Source organism: Pseudomonas fluorescens (genome assembly GCF_902497855.1).
Lineage (GTDB): Bacteria > Pseudomonadota > Gammaproteobacteria > Pseudomonadales > Pseudomonadaceae > Aquipseudomonas > Aquipseudomonas fluorescens_BI.
On record NZ_CABVHU010000009.1, the window covers coordinates 289,697 to 310,408 of the forward strand.

The following is a 20,712-nucleotide window of genomic DNA, read 5'->3' on the forward strand; positions in this document are numbered from 1 at the left end:
TGCGAGAGGCCCCAAGAGACTTTCGGCGGTTTGCATCAGCGCGCCTTGCCGCCAGCCTGCTTTGGTAGAAAGCCGCAAACTCCCCGGCAATACCGCGGCGAAAGAGCAGCACGCAAACGATGAAAATGACGCCCATGATGACTGGCAAGAGCGCGCCTACCTTATCAGCCAATGCGTTCTGCAGAGTCACAACGACGGCGGCCCCTATCAGTGGGCCGAAGACGGTGCCCAGCCCTCCGAGCAGTGTCATCAGCACCACTTCGCCCGAGGTCTGCCAATGGGCGTCGCTCAAGGTCGCGAACTGAAACACCACGGCTTTGGTGCCGCCAGCGAGCCCCGCCAGAGCAGCCGAAAGAACGAAGGCCAACAATTTGTATCGGGCTGCCTGATAGCCCAGGGAAATCACCCTCGACTCGTTTTCTCGAATGGCTTTGAGAATCTGGCCAAAAGGAGACTGGATAACGCGATGAATCAACCAGAAGCCAAAAACAAAGATGGTAAACACCAGGTAGTACAGATGTACGTCGTTGCTGAGGTCGACAAACCCAAATAACAGCCCGCGCTGCACACCTTGTAAACCGTCCTCCCCTCCGGTGAACGGCGATTGCAGGAAGACGAAATACATCATCTGCGCCAACGCCAATGTGATCATCGCAAAGTAGATGCCTGAGCACCGTATCGCCAACAGGCCGAACCCCAACCCCAGCACGGCGGCAGCCACAACCGCTGTAAGGATCCCCAGCTCGGGCGGGAAGCCCCACACCTTGATGCTGTAGGCACTCACATAAGCGGCTGCGCCGAAAAAGACGGCATGACCGAACGAAAGCAAGCCGGTATAACCAAGCAAAAGATTGAATGCACAGGCAAACAGCGCAAAACAAAGCACCTTCATGGCCAGTATCGGGTATATGGCGAAGGGGACAATAGCGCCGCAGATGAGCAGCAGAATACACCCTAATATGCGCGTTCTCGATGACATGTTACTCAGCCCTCCCAAATAGACCGGCCGGCCGAAATAACAGGACGATCGCCATGATAATAAAAACAATGGTTGCGGAAACTTCCGGATAGAACAGTTTGGCCAAACCCTCAATCACGCCGAGTGAAAGGCCGGTAATAATGGCGCCAAAAATTGAGCCCATCCCGCCAATCACCACTACCGCAAATACCACAATAATCAACTGCGAGCCCATCATGGGACTGACTTGTAACACTGGCGCAGCCAGCACCCCGGCAAAACTGGCCAGCGCGACACCGAAACCATAAGTCAGCATCACCATGACAGGTACATTAATGCCGAAGGCCTGAGTTAAAGCCGGGTTTTCAGTGGCAGCACGCAAATATGACCCCAAGCGTGTCCTTTCGATCATGAACCACGTCAGGGCGCATACGGCAAGTGAGGCAACAATCACCCAGCCTCGGTAGACGGGTAGAAACATGAAGCCTAGATTCATTGCCCCTTTCAGTGCATCAGGGACTGCGTAGGGTTGACCGGAAACACCAAATTCATTACGGAAAACGCCCTCGATGATGAGCGCCAACCCAAACGTCAGCAATAAGCCGTATAGATGATCGAGCTTATACAACCACTGCAGCAGAGCGCGTTCGATCACAACGCCGACTATCCCCACCGTGAGTGGTACAAGCAACAGTGACCACCAATAATTGACGCCAAAATAATTGAGACACATCCATGAAAAAAACGCTCCCATCATGAAAAACGCACCGTGCGCGAAATTGATGATGCGAAGCATGCCAAATATAACCGCCAGGCCCAGGCTGAGGATCGCGTAAAACGAGCCGTTAACCAGTCCTAGCATAAGTTGGCCTGTCAAGGCCGACAATGGAACATCGAAGAGTGTTGCCATATTGTTTATCCTGACGATTTGTTATTAGTAGGATATTCGCCGAAGAGCTTGGAATACTTATAGAGTCACACGCTTCAGCCTTACACCCAGAAGGTGCGTATAGGTGTTGCGGGCTTTAAATCCCTGGGCTTGCCACTGGCACTATCTAAACCAGACAAGTGCTTTAGCCGATATTAGATCCCCAAATACTCTTGAAGCAGATCGCTTTTTTGCCCAACTTCGTGCTGGTGAATCTCAGCGATGATCTTGCCGTGCTCGACGATATACATGCGATCCGCGAGGGGGGCGGCAAAACGTGAATTCTGTTCGACCAGAAGGATTGTGAAGCCCTTGCTCTTGAGCTGGCGGATGATTTCGGCGAGCCGCTGGACGATGACCGGTGCAAGTCCCTCGGATATCTCGTCAAGCAGTAGAAGGCGCGCACCAGTGCGCAGGACTCGCGCCAGGGCCAGCATTTGCTGTTCACCACCCGACATGCGGGTACCTTGGCTGTGACGACGCTCGTAGAGGTTGGGGAACATCTCATAGATTTCCTCCAGGCACATTCCATTGTTTCCCAAACGCGGCAGCAACAGCAGATTTTCCTCACACGAAAGACTGGCATAGATACCTCTTTCCTCTGGGCAATAACCCACACCCAGGCGCGCAATCTTATGTGGCGATAGATCGATGGTTTCAGTACCGTCTATTATGATCGACCCCTGGCGCTTCCCCGTGAGCCCCATAATGGCTCGCAAGGTGGTGGTGCGGCCTGCGCCATTGCGACCTAACAAAGTAACGCATTCACCCTGTTTCACAGTGAAGTCAATGCCGTGGAGAACGTGAGACTCACCGTAGAAGGCTTGCAAGTTTGTAACTCGCATGTATTCGGTAGCATCGGTCATATCAATGGCTCCCTGGAGAGCGCAGCTCACTGTCGGCACTCCCCATATAGGCTTCGACCACGAGTGGATTGACTGAAACTTCAGAATAACTACCCTCGGCGAGCACACTGCCGCGAGCAAGTACCGTGATAGTGTCGCAAATCCCCTCCACAACCTTCATGTTGTGCTCGACCATCAGGACAGTGCGGTTGGCGGCGACATTCTTGATCAGCTCCATGACCCAATCGACATCTTCATGCCCCATGCCCTGGGTGGGTTCATCGAGCAACATCAACTCAGGGTCCAGCGCTAAAGTGGTGGCTATCTCCAGCGCTCGCTTGCGGCCATAAGAAAGTTCCATTGCTGTTAGATCGGCGAATGACTCCAACCCCACTTGGGCGAGCAACGCCATCGCTCTATCGTCAAGAGCGGCAAGCGCAGCGCGCGACTTCCAGAAATGGAAGGAAGCCCCCAGGCTTCGCTGTAGCGGAATATAGATGTTTTCTCGCACGGTAAGGCGAGGAAATACAGCCGATATCTGGAAAGAGCGAATCATCCCTCTGCGCGCTACTGCAGCTGGGTGTTCACGAGTGATGTCCTGGCCGTTGAAGCGAATAGTCCCTTGGGTAGGATCGAGAAACTTGGTGAGCAAGTTAAAACATGTCGTCTTGCCGGCACCGTTTGGACCGATCAGGGCATGGATAGAGCCACGCTTTACACGCAAGTTTACACTTTCAACAGCGGTAAATCCTTTGAACTCTTTGGTCAAACCAACAGTTTCCAGAATCGCATCATTAGCCATATTATTTTCAACTCACGTTCTTGCTTTTCTTGTAAGGTGAATCTAAGTCGTCGACTAATACGGGTCCAATATTATTTTAAGGAACCATTTATACGTAAAAAGTCTTTATTTTCTCGAATCCAGCCATTTTTCAGTATTGTGACCGGGGATGGTTAAGCGGCTATAGACATAGCCAACGCTTTTGCCAACCACACCCGGCCCCTGGCATTAGAACCGAGTGTGGGAGAAAGGCACGGGGAGTGCCTTGCCTTGAGCGATGGAGTTTTGCGCGGCCGTCTGCAAGTTTGCCTTGGCGTCTGAATTTCAGGAAAGAACCTGAGCAGACCAGGATTCAGCTGAGGCGATATTCACCCCCCCGCATAGCTATCCACTACCCTCCGGTACTGGCTGGGAGAGGCGCCGATGTGTTGCTGAAAAAACCGCGTGAAATGACCTTGCTCGGAGAACCCGAGGTTCTCCGACAACAGGCCCAAGGTTCCACTGCGCTCACGCTCCAACCAGGCAAAAGCCCGGCGCATGCGCGCGTCGTTGAGCAACAGGGTCGGCGTCATGCCGGTATCTTTCTTGAACAGCGCAAAGAAGTGCGCCCGGGACAGACCACAAGCCCGCGCGGCGTTGTCGATCGGGTTCGGATCATCGAGGTGCTCAAGCAACCAGGCGGTGCCACGGCGCACGCGCGCGTCCCGGAACTCGCCTGAGTTCGGCGCGCCCAGTAGCGACAAATGCCGCCAGCTGGAAAAGTCCTCGATCAGTTCGATCAGGAAGTCGAACAGCATGAACTCCATGCGTTCTTTCGGCACGATCCCGCAGCCATGTGCTTCGGCGACCAGGATGTCGGCCAAGGTGCGATTACGGCTCGACAGCTCGATGCACGACTGGGCAAAAAAGTCCGGCCGACCGCTAAGCGCCAGCGACTGCTGGGCAGTGGCCAGCCAGGCGGGCTCGATGTAGAGCGCCAGGATTACGGTAGCAGCGGCACCCGGCTGCGGATCGTAGAAATGCGGCTCCCAGGCGTTGACCAGCACCGCCGTACGATCGCTGAGCGGCACCCGCCGCCCGTTGACGTTGAAGTAAGTGTCTTCACCGGACACTTTGACCAGCACATGGCATTCGGAATGGGTGTGGGTAACCAGCGAACGATCCATGTTCAGCAAGGCGACCCGACCAAACCTGCCGTGGAATACCCGTTGGGCAATCGACATCAGATTCCTCCGCTCGCTTGAAGCGATATTGTTATCGGCCACAATGAAGGATTATCGCGGCGTCTATCTGTTGCTGGACCCCGGCGATTGCTCAATGGTTCAGCAGCACGTTGCTGGCCACTATCGCGCGCGAATGGCCGAGCGTCTACCTCGACTTTCGCAGCCCCCACGCTCGTCGGAAAAACCGCCTTACAAGGCATGGCGTTCTTTCCCGTGATAAACGCGCAGGATATCGGCCACCACCGCCAGAGCGATTTCCGCCGGGGCCTTGCTGCCCAGATCGAGGCCGATGGGCATGTGCAAACGGGCGATCTGTTCATCCGTCAGACCACCGATGCGTTTGAGCCGCTCGGCGCGCTTGGCCGAGGTTGCCTGAGAACCCATGGCGCCGATGTAAAACGCCGGGGTGTGAACCGCTTCCATCAGCGCCAGATCATCGATTCGCGGGTCGTGAGTCAGCGCCACCACCGCGGTCGCCGCGTGGCAACCTCCGGCGGCAATGAACATCGAGGGCAGCACGCGTTGCATCTCCACGCCTTCGAGCTGGACATGCAGCATCTCTTCCCGGGGGTCGCAGGCGACGACTTCGCAGCCGATGGCGCGGGCAAAACTGGCGCAGACTTCCGCGACCGGCGAGAGCCCTGCCAGAATCAGTCGCAGCGCCGGGCCAACGCTGATGCACACCCTCTCGTCGACGACTTGCACCCGCTCGCTGCCATGCCCGGTGTCCGGGTCCAGGCGCAAGGCACCGCTGCTCAGCTCGACGTGACGCAGCAGACGGCGCTGACCCAGTAACGCCGCTTGCAGACTCTCCAGGTGCGCGATCCATTCGAGACTGGCAGCGCGGTGCTCGACCAGCACGATCAGCACGCCGCCACAGGGCAATCGCAGGCGGTGGCGTTGCTCGACGCTGTCGCCATAACTGACGATCTGCGCCGGTTCGCGTAATTCACCGCGCGCCAGGCTTTCGAGAAACGCCTCTTCGACGCAGCCACCCGACAGCGAGCCAACGTGCTCGCCCGAGCCATTGGTCACCAGCATCGCGCCCGGCGCACGCGGCGCCGAGCCATAGGTGGAGAGCACCGTGCACAGCCACTGGGCCTGCCCGGCGCGAGCCCATTGCAGTGCCTGGTCGATCACCTGAACATCGAGATGACGCATGTTTTGTACCTCAAGCAAAGCGTGGTGCTGCCTGCAGGGTTACGTTTACGGTAACCTGCGAGCAACCTTGTCCAATCGTTGATTCAACATGTCGCCACAACAATTTTTGCAACTTGGGCCGCTGCGTTTGGAATATCGCCACCTGCCTGCGGCTGACCCATCGCGACCGACCCTTGTGTTGTTGCACGAAGGCCTCGGAAGCGCCGACCAATGGAAAGACTTCCCCCTGCGCCTGGCCCAGGCCAGCGGTTGCGGTGTGGTCACTTACAGCCGTCAGGGTTACGGGCAATCGAGCCCCGTAACCCTGCCGCGTCCGCTGAACTACCTGAGCAGCGACGGCCCACGGGAACTGCGCCAATTGCTCGATGCCTTGCAACTGCCGCACGTGGTCTTGCTCGGTCACAGTGACGGCGCATCCATCGTCCTTGCCTACGCCGCCGCCAACGATCCACGGGTGTTGGGCAGCATTGCGCTGGCGCCTCACGTGATTGTCGAGACCGAGAGCCTCGATGGCATTCGCCACACCACCGAGGTGTGGCATCAGGGTGACTTGCGCGAACGCCTGGCACGCCACCATGGGACCAATGTCGACGGCGCTTTTCACGGCTGGAGCGACAGCTGGTTGCACCCGGACTTTTCCCTGGACGATCTTGAAGCGCAGTTGGCTTATATCGAAAAGCCGCTGCTGGTCATTCAGGGTCGCGAAGACCACTACGCCACGCCCGAGCAACTGGTGGTCATCCAGCGACAGGTGCCTGGGCCCTGCCGCTGTGTGTTGCTGGATGACTGCCGGCACTTTCCCCAGACCGAAGCGACCGAGCGGACCTTGCAGCTGATCTGCGAATTCCTTGGGCGCCTCCCCGCCTTTATTTGAAGTTGCCTTGGGTTTCAGGAATCACCACGCTGCCGATCAGGTAGATCACCGACAGGCCCGCGGCGAAAATCGCCAGCACCATGGGAATCTGCGCCGGGCTGCTGCTGACCAGGGACACAAAGGTCGGCATGGTTCCGCCGAGGGCGAAACCGATGTTCCAGGACAACCCGGTGCCGCTGGCGCGCAACTCGGTGGCAAAGCGTTCGTTGAGGAAAATCAGGATCGGCGCGATGATCGCCCCGCCCATGAAGCCGATGCCCACGCAATACAGCGCAGTGCGGGTCAGCGAACCCGGCTCGGCGACACCAAGGAACATCATTGGCAGGCTCACCAGGTTGATCACACCCAGCAGCATGAAGGTCTTCTTGCGACCGATCAGGTCGCTCAGGTAACCGAAGGCCAGTGCGCCGACAATGGTTGCCGCCGACCCATACATGAGCATCTGGGAAGTCTGGGTATGGGGCACTTTGGCGACCACGTTGAGCAAGGTCGGCAGATAACCGCAGGCCAGGTAATACGTGGCACCGCCGCCAAACGTAATCAGCAGGTTGACCAGCATCACGCTGCGGTACTCGCGACCGAACAGACGCTTGAGTGGCGACACGACCACTACCGCCGGACCCTTGGTTTTGCGGGCTTGTTGCAGTTGCTGCCAGACCGGGGTTTCTTCCAGGTAACGGAACATCACCAGACCGAAAAACGTGCTGAGCAAGCCGCAGAAGAACATGAAGCGCCAGCCCCAGACGTCGAATTCTTCCCCGGGAAAGATCTCCGACAACACCAGATAAGTGAATGACGCCAACAGCGCGCCCATGCCGGCACCGGCGCCACCGATCAACCCGGACATCAGGCCGCGATAGCGCGGCGAGATGGATTCGGTGCCGATGGTGTGAGTGGAAGCGACGATGCCGCCAACGAAAATGCCCTGAATGACCCGCAAGAGCAAAAACAGTATCGGGGCCAACACCCCGACCTGGTGAATGGTCGGCAAGGCGCCAAACAGTGCCGTGGAAATACCCACGCCGACCATCGACACCATCAACGCACGCTTGCGCCCATGTTTGTCGGCATACGCGCCGAAAATCGCCGAGCCCAGCGGACGCACCAGCAAGGCCACGGCGAACGAGGCATACACCGCGGCCAGCGACAGTGTCGGGGTGTCCGAGGGGAAGAACAGGCGGCCGATGATCGGCGCCACGTAGAGCAGAATGAACAGGTCAAATAAATCCAGCGCCCAGCCGAATGTCGAGGCAAATGCCGCGAGCAAGGCCTTGCCCGGTGGAATCTGCGGTGTATCGATAGCGTCGCTGGTGGGTGATGCAGTTATTGTTGTTGTCGTAGTCATGGTTGCCTCACACAAACGGTGAATCGAAACGTTCTGCACCCCGTTGCGCGGGTTGCGGGTAATCAGCAGGTCAGCGGTGATACCTTGATGTGCCCTATCAGTTGCATTGAAGGGGCGGCAGGCCCTGCTCCGTAGGGGCGCACGCCGTTGCCGACATGCTCCCGGGCCTGCTCGCCGGTACGCATTTACTCGCCGGTGAACACGGCCACACGCTTGCTGTGAAACGCTTCGACGCCTTCCTTGAAGTCCCTGGAACTGCGCAGACGGCTGTAGCAGTGACCTTCCATTTCGATCGCGACGGTCAGCGGCGCATCTTCGTTGTCGTTGATCAGTTTTTTCGCCGTGCGCTGAGCCAGCGGCGAGAAGCGCCGCAGTTCATCGACCAGCGCATCGACGGTGCTTTCCAGTTCGGCATCCGGCACGACCTCGGTCGCGATACCCCAGGCATAGGCCTGGTCGCCCGTGATGCGTTTGGCGCGCATCACCATGTGCTTGGTGCGGGTGATACCGATGATTTTCTGCAGGCGTGCAGAGCCACCCGAGCCCGGGATCTGCCCCAGGTTCTGCTCAGGCAAGGCGTAGCGCGTGGTTTGCGAAGCAATGCGGAAATCGCAGGCCAGGGACAGTTCGAAACCGACGCCGAAGGTGTAACCACGGTTGGCCACGATCACCGGTTTTTCGCAACGTGCCGGTGCCGCGACGTTCCAGGCCAGCTTCGAAACGTGCTCCGGCGACGCTTCGAGGAAGCCCTTGATGTCGCCGCCGCTGGAGAAGTGTTCACCCACCGAGCGCAGCACGATGACGCGCACCCCCTTGTGTGCATCGAGGGCTTCGAAGACCAGGCGCAGTTGATCGCGCTGGCCCATGGAAATGACGTTCAACGGCGCCCGGTCGAGGATGATGTCGGCGCGCTCGCGGAACAGGTCGACTTCAACCTGGAAGCCATCGAACCGAGTGTCGAGAAATTGCTGGATCGCTTGTTGTTGCATGGGAGTGTCCTCTGGATGATTAGCTGATGGCCTTCAAGGCCTGTTCCTGAAATTCGGCCAGCAGCACGCGCCGCAGCACCTTGCCCACTGGAGATTTGGGAATCTGATCGATGAACTGGTAACGCCGTGGCCGCTTGAATTTGGCCAGGCCCGAAGCGATGCAATGGGCATCGAGGTCGCATTCCGAAACCTCGGCGCGCAGCTTGATAAACGCAGCGATGATCTTGCCCCACTGCTCGTCCGGCAGACCGACCACCACCACTTCTTCCACCGCCGGGTGCAGCGAGAGCATGTTTTCGATTTCCGCCGGGCTGACGTTTTCGCCGCCGGTGATGATCAAGTCATCGACGCGCCCCGTGACGAACAGATCGCCCTCCAGATCGAAGTAGCCGATGTCACCGGTGAAATACCAGCCGTCGCGTAACGCCTTGGCGGTCGCTTCTGGGCGGTTCAGGTAGCCTTCGAACGCTTCGTCGCTGGCCAGGTCGGCGATGATCTGGCCCTCCTCATATGGCTTGGCCAGCACGTCCACCGTTTCCGCATCGATCGGCACCACGCGCACTCGCTGGTTCATTGCACTGCGCCCTGACGAGCCGGGTTTGCGACTGGCCTGCTGGTCGATGGTGAAGGTGTAGATTTCCGAGCTGCCGTAATGGTTGACGAACAATTGCGGCTGGAACGCCTGCTCGACGCGACGCATCAAACCGTCGCTCATCGGCGCGCCGGCAAAGCCGATTTTCTCCACACTGGCGACTCGCTCGCGGGCAAAGGCCGGGTGTTCGATGAGCATGTGGTAGAGCGTCGGCACCAGGTACAGATTGCTGACCTTCTCCCGCTCGATGGCCTGCAGCGTGGCCTCCACATCGAACTTCGGCACACAGACGAAATGCCCGTCGATCAGCGCCATGGACAGCAACGAACGCACGCCCATGGTGTGGTAAAGCGGCATGACACCCAGCGTGCACTCGCTCTGGCGGTAGAGGTTTTGCGCGACGTGGGCCACCGCCGCGGCGCGTTCGGAACGGTGCCGACGGGGCACCCCCTTGGGCTTGCTGGTGGTTCCGGAGGTGTACAGCAGCAGTGAAAAGTCTTCGGCGTCGGCCTGCAAAATGATGCCGGATGGGGTCTGCGAACACAGTTCCTCGAAACTCAGGTCGGTGTTGGCGGCACGGAGACCGGCGGCGATCCGTGGCAGCCTGGTGGCGGCGCTGCAACCGGCCACGGCGGTCACGGTAGCGTCGTCGTAAGCCACTGCACGGATTTGCGCATCTTCGATGCAGTAGCCCAGTTCATCGGCAGTCGAACGCCAGTTCAACGGGGTCATGACGACGCCCGCAAACTGACAGGCCCAATGCAGGGTCGCCATCTGCCAGCGGTTCTGCATCGCTACCAGCAGTCGGTCACCGCGTTGCAGCCCAAGGCATTGCAAGCCCCAGACGGCGCTCTGGATATCGACGAACCAGTCTTCATAGGTTTTCTTCAACGCACCGTCACTGACCGCCACGGCGTGCGGTCGGCGTTCAACGGCAGCGAGGAAACTGCGTCCGAGATCGAACATTATTGTTATACCCCTGTGTTCGTTTGGCGCTGGGCAGCCACTTCGAGCACGGCCTGGACGATGCCGGTGTAGCCCGTGCAGCGACATAGATGCCCCGAAAGCATGTCGCGTACCTGGGTCTCGTCCGGGTTGGGTACCCGTTCGAGGAAATCCACGCAGGACATGAGAATGCCCGCAGTGCAAAAGCCGCACTGCAAGGCGTGATGACGGCGAAAGGCCTGTTGCAGGTCGCTCAGTGTGTCGTCGTCGGCCAGGGACTCGACGGTCTCGATACGCCGCTCGTGCCCCTGTACCGCGAGCATCAGGCAGGAACGCATGGCGACCCCGTCCACCAGCACCGTGCAGGCGCCGCAGACACCGTGTTCGCAACCGACATGGACACCGGTGGCACCGAGGTCGTGGCGCAGGAAGTCGCAGAGTTGGGTCCGCGGTTCGGCCAGCGCTTCGCGGGCGCGGCCATTGAGTTCCAGGCGAATGGCAAAGGTTTGTTCGGCGTTTACACGCATATTCAGACTCCTTCGATCAGCTGATGACCCAGCTCGCGAATCAGTTGGCGGCGATAGGCGGCGCTGGCGTGCACGTCGTCTTGTGCATCGAGCGACCAGGCGGTTTGATTGAGTGCGTCTGGCAGCCCCGCACCCCGTGGCAGGCTGCGACGTTGCGGACGGTCGGCGACCCCGCCGATGCCGAGTTCGACCTGGTCCGTGCCGATGGCCGCGGCCAGGGAAACAATTGCAAAGTCGCCGTGGCGCATGGCGATTTCGCGGAAGCGATAAGTGATGCCTTCGCGCTTGAGCGGAAAACGCACCTCGACGACCAGTTCATCCGCACGCTTGTCGGTGGTGAGAATGCCTTGGAAGAAGTCGGCAGCCTTGACGATGCGCTGGCCTTTTTTCGACTCGAGAACGATCTCGCCGCCCAGCGTCACCAGGCACAGCGGCAACTCGGCGCTGGGGTCGGCATGAGCCACCGAACCGCAGACCGTGCCGCGATTGCGCGTCTGGAAGTGGCCGATCCAGGGCATCGCCAGTGCCAATAAAGGCACCTCGTCCATCAGGGTCGAACGCGCCAGCAACTGCGCCTGTCGCACCCCGGCACCTACCGCCAGGCAATCCTTGCGCAGTTCGATATAGGCCAGCTCGGCCACATGATTGATATCGATCAGCAGCTTGGGTTGAGCCAGGCGCATGTTCAGCACCGCCATCAGCGATTGGCCACCGGCGATGATGCGAGCCTCCTGGCCGTACTCGGCGAGCAGCTCAACCACCTGACGCCGGGTGTCAGCCCGAACGTAATCGAAAGCAGCCGGTTTCATTGCGCACCTCCCTTGCCAAACAGCGCGCCAAGCGAGGCACGCAGTCGCGCCCACCAACCGGTGGAGATGGCTTGGCCGCTGACCCGTTGCGACAGGCGAGTAAAGATTTGTCCGATAATCACTTTCGAGGCCCCTTGCAGCATACGGCCGCCGACCGCGGCGACTTTGCCGCTGACCGCCACCTGGTATTGGTATTCCAGGCGTGTGTGGCCATTTTCCAGTTCGACGAAACGCACCTTGGCCTGGCCTTGGGCCGAGCCCATCGAACTGCTGCCGGAACCGGACAGACGCAATGAATGCGGCGGGTCCAGATCACTCAGGGCAACCTTGGCCTCGAAGCGCGCACGGATCATGCCGACGCCGACGGTGACGTCTGCGCGGTAACGGTTTTCGCCTTCAAGCACGAGGTCGTGGCAACCGGGAATGATCGCCGCCAGCGTCTGCGGGTCGAGCAAGGTATCGAAGACCTGTTGCGGCGGGGCAGGAATCACCACCGAGTCGTTGGCCCGCAGTGCCGGGCCACCGGCAGGTGCTGCGTCCAGGTTTTCATCGGGTTCCATACCGGCGGGCCGTGGCGGCTCGTCGATCCCGATGAGCGTGCGTACTTTCGAGGGCGTCAGTGGCAGACGGATGTCCGGGCGACCGAGGGCGTCGGCCACCGCGTTGGCGATGCACACCGGCGTGCTCATATTGTTGCCCTCGCCCACCCCTTTGGCGCCCAGCGGGGTGAATGGCGATGGCGTTTCCATGTGCAGGATCACCGGTTCGATCACTTCCGGTGCGGTCGGTACCAGATAGTCGGCGAAGGTCCCGGAGAGGAAGCTGCCGTCCTCGCCATAGGCGAACTCTTCCATCAGTGCCGCGCCGAGGCCTTGGGTGAAGCCACCACGAATCTGGCCATCGACCAGTGCCGGGTTGAGCAGGCGGCCGGCGTCATGGCAGGTGACGTAGCGATCGATGTGGATCTCGCCGGTCATGCGGTCGATTTCCAGACCACAGATGTCGAAGACAAAGCCGTAGCACAGCGAGCTATTGACCTGATCCTGGTCGTCCGGTGCCACCAATTGCGGCGGGCTCCAGAAGGCGGTTTCGCGCAGACCGCCGCTTTCACCTTCCGGCAGCAGGCCCGGCGACCAGTGGGTCGCACCGGCAATCCGATGGAATGGCGCCACCGCCCCGCCATTGACGACAAAAATCTTGCCGCCGGCGAAACGAATATCTTCGGGACTGGCCTGCAATTGCTCGGCGGCAATCGCGGCGAGGCGATCGCGGATCTTCAGCGCCGCCTTGTAGACGGCACCGGCCACGGCACCGGCGAAGCGGCTGGAATAGTTGCCCGAGGCAATCGACCAGGCATCCTTTTGGGTATCCAGCTCGACGTTGACCACGATGGATTCCAGCGCAACCCCAAGCACCTCGGCGACGACCTGCGCGACAGTGGTTTGATGGCCCTGCCCTTGCGGTGCCGAGGACACGTGCACACTGACGTCACCCAGCGGGCCGACGTTGATGGTTGCGGTGGCGACAGCGCCGTTTTTCGGACCGGCCTTGCGCCGCTCTTCGGGCGTCATCGCGGTGGTGATGTAACCCATGTTGGAAATCGATGGTTCGATGACTGCGGCATAACCAATGCCATAGATCCGGCCTTCGGCACGCGCCTGATCACGACGTTTGAGCAACTCGTCGAGACCACCGTCAGCCACCGCCAAGGCGATGCCTGCCTGGTAGTTGCCGGAATCGAGCAACGCGCCGGCGGCCGCTTGATAAGGGAAGGCATCGGCCGGCACCAGGTTGCGGCGGATCACGTCCAACGGATCGAGCTTCAACTGCACGGCGATGTGTTGCAGCAGCCGCTCCAGGGCGAAATACACCTGCGGGCCACCGAAACCACGGTTCAGGCCGGAAGGGGTTTTGTTGGTCAGCACCACTCGGTTGCGCACTTGCAAATTACGGATGGCGTAGGCACCCGTCAGATTGCCGTGCATGCGGTAGAAAGTTGCAGGTTCTGGCGCTCTCAGATAGGCACCACAATCGTCGATCTGGTCATAACGCAACGCGGTGATGCGGCCATCCGCTTCGACCGCCGCTTCAATTTCGGTCACCCGATTGGTCGCCGAAGAAGCCCCCTGAAGATGTTCCAGACGGTCCTCGACCCACTTCACCGGTGCACCGACCTTGCGTGACGCCAGGCCCATCATCACCACGTAAGGGAACACCCCTTGCTTGATGCCAAAGCTGCCGCCGGAATCTTTCGGGGTGCGCAAACGCAAGCGGTTGCCGGGCACATTCAGTGCACGGGCCATGACCGTGTGCAACGCATAGGGGCCCTGGAAATTGGCCAGCACGTCATAAATGCCGGTGGCGCGCTCGTACTGAGCCAGCACCACGTAGCATTCAATGGGTGTGCAGGAACTGCGCGGAAACTGCACTTTGAGCGAAACCTTGTGCGGCGCCTGCTCGAACGCCTGCTCCGGCTCGCCATAACGAAAACGCCGTTCGTTGACCACGTTGCTGCCGACGGCTTCGTGCAGGATCGGCGCCTGCTCGGCAGTGGCCAGTTCGGGATCGATGATCGGGGGCAGCGGCTCGTATTCAACGCGCACACCTTCAATGGCGTCTTCGGCCAGATAGCGGCTCTGCGCGATCACCACGGCCACCGGCTCTCCAACGTAGCGCACCTTGTCGACGGCGACGCACCAGTGCTCCATCGGCTGACGCACCCCCACCGGAAACGGCAGCGCCCAGCGTTTGACGTCTTCGCCGACCAGCACGCCGTGCACGCCTTTCATCAGCAGCGCTTTGGAAAAGTCCACCGAGGTGATCCGCGCATGAGCGTGGGGTGAACGGATGATCGCCGCATGTAGCGTACCCGGAGGGATCGCAGCGTCATCGGCATAGCAGCCGAGGCCGCGCAACAAGGCGGCGTCCTCGACACGGACCTGACGGGCGCCGATGTGGCCGGTCTGGCTTTTGGTAGCAGGTTGGAAACTGGTCATTTTTTTCGCGGCTCTTGTTGTTATGCAGCGCGATAGCGTTAGAGCCAAGTGTGTGAGAAAGGCGCAGGGAGCGCCTTGCCTGGGGAGAGGGAGTTCTGCGCTGGAGTCTGGAAATTTGCCTTAGCGTCTGATTTTCAGGACTGGGACCGGACAGAATGGCCGGTCAGGGATGGGATGCGGTGCTATGGCGATACGGGTCACACTGCTGCTTTTCTCCAGACCTCCAGGCGAAAAAAACCCGCCGAAGCGGGTTTTCATCTACGTCCCTGGTCAATCTGGCGAGGCGCCACTCAAATTTTCAATCAATGACGGGGTCACCACTGCGCGATATCCATCAGCATTTGGGTGCAATCCATCCGGTACATACTGCTTAAACAGGTCGGGATTTGATTTCAACACCGCCTCCCACCTTGGGTAATTGTCGATCAGACGCAGGCCCCTGGCTTTTGCGACATCCCGGTACATCTGGAAGTAATCCCTTAACTTCGGTCTCTGCACCGCTGAGGGTCCAATCACTGGATTCGTCACCGTTAAAATGATTTCCGTCGATGACTTGGCAGCCTTGATCCGGTCAATCATTAGCTCAAGGTTTTTCCGTGCTTGTTCCACAGAGGTGTTGTTGGGAACGAAAGCGTCGTTGACCGCGAATTCGATAAACACCGTATCCGGGCTTTTGGAGATAACTCGACTGTCGAGATTTTCAACACCCCATCCCGACCACATCGAACCCTTGCCACTGTTTATAACCGTGGCACGTCCAGGGTAACGCTGATTCAGATCATCCCCAAGCTGCTGCACCCAGGCGCCAAAGGCCGTCAAGCTCGTACCATATGCTACGACGGTCTGCGCCTTGCCCGCATCAAGGTTTGAATAGAGAGCGCTTTGTTGACCAGCAAAGCTGGCCGCGCTAAACGAAAGTAATATCCCAGCAAACAGAGCCTTGGCCCACAAATAATTCATTCGACTGTCCCGATCTTTTCACAGGTGGGAAGGATGAACCTGCGAGCTTGAGGCGTCCAACAGATTTGGGCGGGTGGCATTGGTTGTCATCCCGTAAGGTGCGGGCGAGGATTTCTCGGTTATTGTCCGGAAAGGATGGGCAGAAAATTGCAGAGCTTGCGAACGAAAGCATGGTCAAAAAACTACCGGCAGGACCAGGAAAGTCGTCTGCTCCGAGGCGATTCCTGGCTCGAATATCAGCGAAATCACCGGGGTAGTTTTGCGCGAGTTTGCGCAGACCTGAAACGAGAATGGGGATCAAGCCACTAAGTACTTGATCCCCTTACGAAATATGGTCGGGACGGAGTGATTCGAACACTCGAACCCTTGCACCCCATGCTTGGACCTGAAGCGATCTAACCTATCGTTCTATAAAGAATTAATGCCCTATACAGGGTGGCAAAACATCCGCTTTTTTATGCTTACGCAAACGGTAAACCGTGGCCCACAGCGATGGTTTTGCGCAGGGTAGGCGCGTCATAAAGCGTGCGCGCCTCAATGGTCTATGCTGGGGTGGCCTGGACTGCCCAGGCCTACCAACAGGGAATTGATAATGGCTGATGATTTAAGCAACCGTGGTCCGAAAGACAGAGCCCGCGTGAACACTTCTGAAGCTTGGGAGTTGAAATATTGGACAAAGGAATTTGGAGTCACTGATGCTCAGCTTAAAGCTGCTGTGTTAGCGGTTGGTCCGATGGTAGTAGACGTTCGTAAAAAGCTCGGCAAGTAACGCTTTAGTAGCCCTGCGGTACAACCGTAGGGCTTCTTGAAAGCCGCATGTTGGACCACCACCATGTCAAAGTGCCCCGAAACCGGGACCAAAAAGGGAACTGATGAGGTGAAAGCGAGCGAAATCCCTGCAAAGCGATTCGGTACTCCCGAGGAATTCGATGGGCTTTGCGCCTTTGTCTGCAGCAGTCACGCTGGCGATCTGACCGGACAGAATCTGTTAATCGGTGGAAGGATTCCGACAACGGCCAGACGTTGACCGCGGTGCATCCGGGCATGCTGTCGAGCATGCCGGCTGAGTTATACCTGAATGAGTATAAAGGAAATGGCAGGGGCGGCTGGATTCGAACCAACGCATGGCAGGATCAAAACCTGCTGCCTTACCGCTTGGCGACGCCCCTTTATTTGTTGCTACGAGTGCCCGGCACTCTCTTCCTGATTTTGCAGCTTGTGAGCAAAATCGAGATGCTGCTGCCTTACGCTATAAGCCCTGTAAGGGCCTCTGCAAGATGCGCGGGAATTTATCAACTTTCGCTTCGCCTGGGAAGACCAAAAACAAAAAATTTGCCTTAAAACAGTCACTTAGTGTTGATCCAAGCTAGATCCAATCCTCTCCAGGGCTTTTGAGTCTTCCAGCAGTACCACGAAGGTTGCCGGTGACAGTTCCGGCCCCGGCATGTCAACCATCAGGTTGCGAATGGAAAATCGAGATAGTCATTTTCGATATGGAAAAAGTGGAAAAAGAAGTGGAAAAAGGGAAAAAGGGACGAATTTATTTTCAGCTAAAATAATTAGTGTAAATACATAGTATCTACGTAACGGCTAGCAAGATGTGAATGTATTTAACCCTTGTTTACCCCAATGCAGAACTGAAAAGCCCGACCTTTTCAGATCGGGTTAAGTCATTGAAAAATATGGTCGGGACGGAGTGATCCGAACACTCGACCTCTAACACCCCATGCACGCAGTATCGCTGTAAGACCATGTTAACTGGCTGTTTTATTTGGCGCTCGCTGCAATCGACTGCTCACGAGAGCTTACAAGTGCGTGAGAAAGTCACGTAAAAGTCACGCCCCTCCCCCGGCGTCCTGCGATCGTACACCACTCCTAGCGAACCCGAACTGCACTGCTACGCTGCCCTCATTCATGGATGAATCGCCTATGCCGATTTCAGACCTGCACCCTTCCCTGCTGTTCAAGCTCAACGAAAACCTGCTCGCCCTTGACGCTGCCCGCTACCGATACATCTGATTTCGGATATTGATGTCGCCACGGATCGGCAAGGTGAAACGAGATATCCTTCCATGGCCGCGCCACGCCCCTTTCTCTCATGGTCGCTCGAATCAAGAGCCTCATTTTATTCTGAAGAATAACGACTAGAATTTAGGACAGATGAAATCTCCCACCCCTGAAATAAACCTCAAATGGAGGTTATGATGGCATTCGCTATCAATCTTTCTCTTCTTATACTCGGAACATTGGGTACTCTCGCAGCATTTGGCGGAGAAACCTGGAGAAAAACCAACGACCCCCTTTTACGTCGAATCACTCTCCGAGGCTGGGTAGCACTTATTTGCATAATTTCAACACTTGGACTGGGAATATATAAAGAACGCATGAACTCCGACGCACTTGCAGAATCTATAATTGCAAGAAAAAACTCAGAGGAAGACCTCAGAAAATCGAGAGAACAGCTACAAAAAGTTGCTTTAGAGTTAAGTAATACCAGACTGAAACTCTCGTCTTTAGAGCCGCGCATATTACAGGCAATAGTTACAACTACAACCGGGATTAGACGAGAAACTGATTTTGCCACTCCTCACATACAAAAAAATAGCCAACTAGTAATTACCTCCGGAAAGACCAACAAACCGCTAGTCCTCTATGGCGGAGATTTTATCGACTACAATGTATTCTGTAGAAATTCAAGCGATGCATTGTATAGAACTACTGACCCAAGCAGATCATCTAATCTAATATTATCTGTAGGAAATACCCAATACAAGCTGGGGGAGCATGGTAAAGAAATGATTATTGGTAAAGTTGGAGAAGAAATGACAGCAACCGTAAGTAATTTTGGTCCACCGCTTAATTGCGACCTAAAAATACTAGTCGAGTCGGCCGATAGAACTCGCGAAGCAATCTTACTGAATCCTCTACTCGAATTAATCCAAGAGGCAAAAGCAGAGGCAGACAAATAAACCTCAATGCTAACTCTCTGCACGTTTGTTTCTTGAGCGGGCTTGCAGGCGGCGAGCAATATCAGTCAGTGTTCATCGACATAGGTGAGGCAACCCTCAGCACGACAACTCCCGCTCGACAGCCTGGGCACCAGTGACGAACGCCGAGGTCAATCGGCAGGAACGGGGACGGCAGGAATGGGTGGCAGGAACGGGGACGCCCATTAGCCGGTCTCAAGTCAAGGTTAAAAGCCACCGCGCCCTGCAGTTTTTAACTGCAGGGGTTGCTCTTTAACTGAACCTGGTCGGTTGACCCCGTCGAACCCGTTTCCTCTTCATTGGCTACGACCGAGTCGTGCCTGACACCCATGTTGATCAAGCGGTAGCGATACGGCGAGCACCGCCCTGGCAGTCAACTGCCCCAGAGAAACGTTGGTGCCGCCAATGTGGCCAAAAACATGTCACAGAACTGTGGCTCGTGCAAAAACACGTCCAGTCTCAGCGGGCTCACATGGCGGACGACCCGGTTACAACACACTCAGGCGGTGACAGCCGGTCGCCACTCAGATTTCATGGTTCACGCCCAGTCCCTTTTTGGTTGATCGGCCATCACCTTAACCCGCCTCTTCAGGCGAAACAGCGCTTGGCATCAAATGGCTGTTTCTCCTTCAGGATGTGATAACTCGCCCGCGCCAGTTTGTGCGCCAGCGCTTTGGTGGCGACCACGGCATTGGTCTTGGCTTTCTTTTTCTCGAAAAAACGTTTGGCTTCTTCACTGAAACGCCGAGCAAAATTCGCCGCTTCGATAAACGCCCAGATCAAGTAAGCGTTGCCGTTCTTGGTGTTGCCTTCGCCCCTTTTTCTTACCATTGGAGTAGTGCGCACTCTTTATGCACCGGGCATAAGAGGCGAAGTTGCCCACGTCGGCAAAGCGCTCGATATCGCCAGTTTCCAGCATGATGACCGTGGCCAGCACTTCGCCGATTCCAGGCATCGTTTTTAACAAACAGAACTCCGGCCGCAGGCGAGCTTCATGCAGTAAGCGATCCTCAAGGATGTCAATCTGAGCCTGCACTGCCTGGATGATCGCGATATTGGCTTTCATCGCCAGAGCTACAATCCGTGGTCAGGCCGAGCCTGTCCACGGAGGTAGCTGACAGGCCTTTGACTTCATTGCAACTCATCCCGTGGCCAAACTGGCGCGCCATGATGTTCTCCACCGCCAGAATGTGCTGCGTCCTACTGCGGACCAACTGAATACGTTTACGTGCCAAATCGCGCAGTGCCCGTTCTTGCGGCGGATGGATATAGCCAGTCGGCAATATACCGAGTCGCAATAAATGCGCCAGGAACGCTGCATCATCCTTATCGTCAGAATGCTTTAAACCGTTGTAGCGTTGCGTCGCCACGGGGTTGGCCAGCTTTACCTCGAACCCTGCCGCCTTCAGACCATCGACCAGCCAATACCAGTTGTAGGTCGACTCGACCACGACACCGAGCAATTCGGCACGATGCGGTTCGAGCAGCGGGAGGATTTTCGTCAACTCATTAGGGCAGCGCCGACTGAGCAGGATCTGGTCCGTTTCGTCGGTAACCACCACAACGCTGTTGTTTGAATGCAGGTCTATGCCACAGAATTTCATCACGGCCTCCTCACAGCAAAAGTCTAAGTTCGCACCTTGAATTTTGCGCCACCTCCGTGAGGTGGGGAGGCCGGCTAGATGATTCTAAGATTTATTTTCAAGCGAAGAAGTCAGGCTAGCTGTCGTGAGCTCGCAAATTAAACATCCGCGCATGGCGCGTGTTTAAACGCCCTATTGCTGACCTCCTG

18 protein-coding genes, 1 tRNA gene and 1 pseudogene are annotated in these 20,712 nt (G+C 57.3%); 3 read left to right on the top strand and 17 right to left on the bottom strand.

The window, feature by feature from the left end:
• Positions 1 to 82 precede the first annotated feature (82 nt).
• From F8N96_RS19640 to F8N96_RS19665, 6 genes and pseudogenes are all read right to left on the bottom strand, one after another.
• Positions 83 to 979, bottom strand: a pseudogene (locus F8N96_RS19640) (branched-chain amino acid ABC transporter permease); the annotation flags it as partial.
• Position 980: 1 nt separating this feature from the next.
• The gene (locus F8N96_RS19645; protein ID WP_150799199.1) at positions 981 to 1,868 is read right to left on the bottom strand and encodes a branched-chain amino acid ABC transporter permease; all 888 of its coding nucleotides are present in this window, start codon (positions 1,866 to 1,868) and stop codon (positions 981 to 983) included.
• Positions 1,869 to 2,041: 173 nt separating this feature from the next.
• Positions 2,042 to 2,752: an ABC transporter ATP-binding protein gene (locus F8N96_RS19650; RefSeq protein ID WP_150799200.1), complete on the bottom strand. Its 711-nt coding sequence runs from the start codon at positions 2,750 to 2,752 to the stop codon at positions 2,042 to 2,044.
• A 1-nt stretch (position 2,753) separates the two neighbouring features.
• Entirely contained in the window at positions 2,754 to 3,533 is a 780-nt protein-coding gene (locus tag F8N96_RS19655) for an ABC transporter ATP-binding protein (RefSeq protein ID WP_150799201.1), read from the bottom strand.
• A gap of 347 nt (positions 3,534 to 3,880) precedes the next feature.
• Positions 3,881 to 4,735 carry a helix-turn-helix transcriptional regulator gene (locus tag F8N96_RS19660; RefSeq protein WP_150799202.1) on the bottom strand — a complete coding sequence of 285 codons (855 nt, stop codon included), beginning with the start codon at positions 4,733 to 4,735 and terminating at the stop codon, positions 3,881 to 3,883.
• A 189-nt stretch (positions 4,736 to 4,924) separates the two neighbouring features.
• Positions 4,925 to 5,896 (bottom strand): XdhC family protein, encoded by a 972-nt coding sequence (locus F8N96_RS19665; protein WP_150799203.1) that lies wholly within the window; start codon positions 5,894 to 5,896, stop codon positions 4,925 to 4,927.
• 88 nt (positions 5,897 to 5,984) lie between these two features.
• On the opposite strand from F8N96_RS19665, the gene F8N96_RS19670 reads away from it, so the two are divergent.
• Complete coding sequence (locus F8N96_RS19670; protein ID WP_150799204.1) at positions 5,985 to 6,770, top strand: alpha/beta fold hydrolase; 786 nt, start codon at positions 5,985 to 5,987, stop codon at positions 6,768 to 6,770.
• Here F8N96_RS19670 and F8N96_RS19675 read toward each other — a convergent pair.
• The 7 genes from F8N96_RS19675 to F8N96_RS19705 all read right to left on the bottom strand — a co-directional run bounded on the left by F8N96_RS19675 (position 6,763) and on the right by F8N96_RS19705 (position 15,933).
• On the bottom strand, positions 6,763 to 8,115 hold the full coding sequence (locus F8N96_RS19675) for an MFS transporter (RefSeq protein ID WP_150799205.1): 1,353 nt from the start codon (positions 8,113 to 8,115) through the stop codon (positions 6,763 to 6,765). The two genes, F8N96_RS19670 and F8N96_RS19675, sit on opposite strands and share 8 nt — an antisense overlap.
• Before the next feature lie 185 nt (positions 8,116 to 8,300).
• Positions 8,301 to 9,104: an enoyl-CoA hydratase/isomerase family protein gene (locus F8N96_RS19680; RefSeq protein ID WP_150799206.1), complete on the bottom strand. Its 804-nt coding sequence runs from the start codon at positions 9,102 to 9,104 to the stop codon at positions 8,301 to 8,303.
• Between the two features lie 19 nt (positions 9,105 to 9,123).
• Entirely contained in the window at positions 9,124 to 10,662 is a 1,539-nt protein-coding gene (locus F8N96_RS19685; protein ID WP_150799207.1) for an AMP-binding protein, read from the bottom strand.
• Positions 10,663 to 10,667: 5 nt separating this feature from the next.
• Entirely contained in the window at positions 10,668 to 11,168 is a 501-nt protein-coding gene (locus tag F8N96_RS19690; RefSeq protein ID WP_150799208.1) for a (2Fe-2S)-binding protein, read from the bottom strand.
• A gap of 2 nt (positions 11,169 to 11,170) precedes the next feature.
• The gene (locus F8N96_RS19695; protein WP_150799209.1) at positions 11,171 to 11,977 is read right to left on the bottom strand and encodes an FAD binding domain-containing protein; all 807 of its coding nucleotides are present in this window, start codon (positions 11,975 to 11,977) and stop codon (positions 11,171 to 11,173) included.
• Entirely contained in the window at positions 11,974 to 14,973 is a 3,000-nt protein-coding gene (locus F8N96_RS19700) for a xanthine dehydrogenase family protein molybdopterin-binding subunit (RefSeq protein ID WP_150799210.1), read from the bottom strand. Before F8N96_RS19700 ends, F8N96_RS19695 begins: the two co-directional genes overlap by 4 nt.
• A gap of 270 nt (positions 14,974 to 15,243) precedes the next feature.
• The gene (locus tag F8N96_RS19705) at positions 15,244 to 15,933 is read right to left on the bottom strand and encodes an SGNH/GDSL hydrolase family protein (protein ID WP_150799211.1); all 690 of its coding nucleotides are present in this window, start codon (positions 15,931 to 15,933) and stop codon (positions 15,244 to 15,246) included.
• A gap of 592 nt (positions 15,934 to 16,525) precedes the next feature.
• Here F8N96_RS19705 and F8N96_RS19710 point away from each other — a divergent pair.
• Entirely contained in the window at positions 16,526 to 16,702 is a 177-nt protein-coding gene (locus F8N96_RS19710; protein WP_150799212.1) for a DUF3606 domain-containing protein, read from the top strand.
• 325 nt (positions 16,703 to 17,027) lie between these two features.
• Here the strand turns inward: F8N96_RS19710 and F8N96_RS19720 are convergent.
• Positions 17,028 to 17,102 (bottom strand) — tRNA-Gln (locus tag F8N96_RS19720).
• A gap of 1,035 nt (positions 17,103 to 18,137) precedes the next feature.
• On the opposite strand from F8N96_RS19720, the gene F8N96_RS19725 reads away from it, so the two are divergent.
• Positions 18,138 to 18,902, top strand: coding sequence for a hypothetical protein (locus F8N96_RS19725; protein WP_150799213.1), 765 nt, complete (start codon positions 18,138 to 18,140; stop codon positions 18,900 to 18,902).
• A gap of 606 nt (positions 18,903 to 19,508) precedes the next feature.
• Here F8N96_RS19725 and F8N96_RS35455 read toward each other — a convergent pair.
• Genes F8N96_RS35455 through F8N96_RS35465 form a run of 3 tightly spaced genes read right to left on the bottom strand, consistent with a single transcriptional unit; the run spans position 19,509 to position 20,524 of the window.
• Complete coding sequence (locus tag F8N96_RS35455) at positions 19,509 to 19,751, bottom strand: hypothetical protein (RefSeq protein WP_224789550.1); 243 nt, start codon at positions 19,749 to 19,751, stop codon at positions 19,509 to 19,511.
• A complete protein-coding gene (locus F8N96_RS35790) occupies positions 19,654 to 19,986 on the bottom strand; it encodes an IS110 family transposase (protein ID WP_224794111.1) in 333 nt (110 codons plus the stop codon). The genes F8N96_RS35455 and F8N96_RS35790 overlap by 98 nt, the downstream gene beginning before the upstream one ends.
• A complete protein-coding gene (locus F8N96_RS35465; RefSeq protein ID WP_224789542.1) occupies positions 19,940 to 20,524 on the bottom strand; it encodes an IS110 family transposase in 585 nt (194 codons plus the stop codon). Before F8N96_RS35465 ends, F8N96_RS35790 begins: the two co-directional genes overlap by 47 nt.
• Positions 20,525 to 20,712 lie beyond the last annotated feature (188 nt).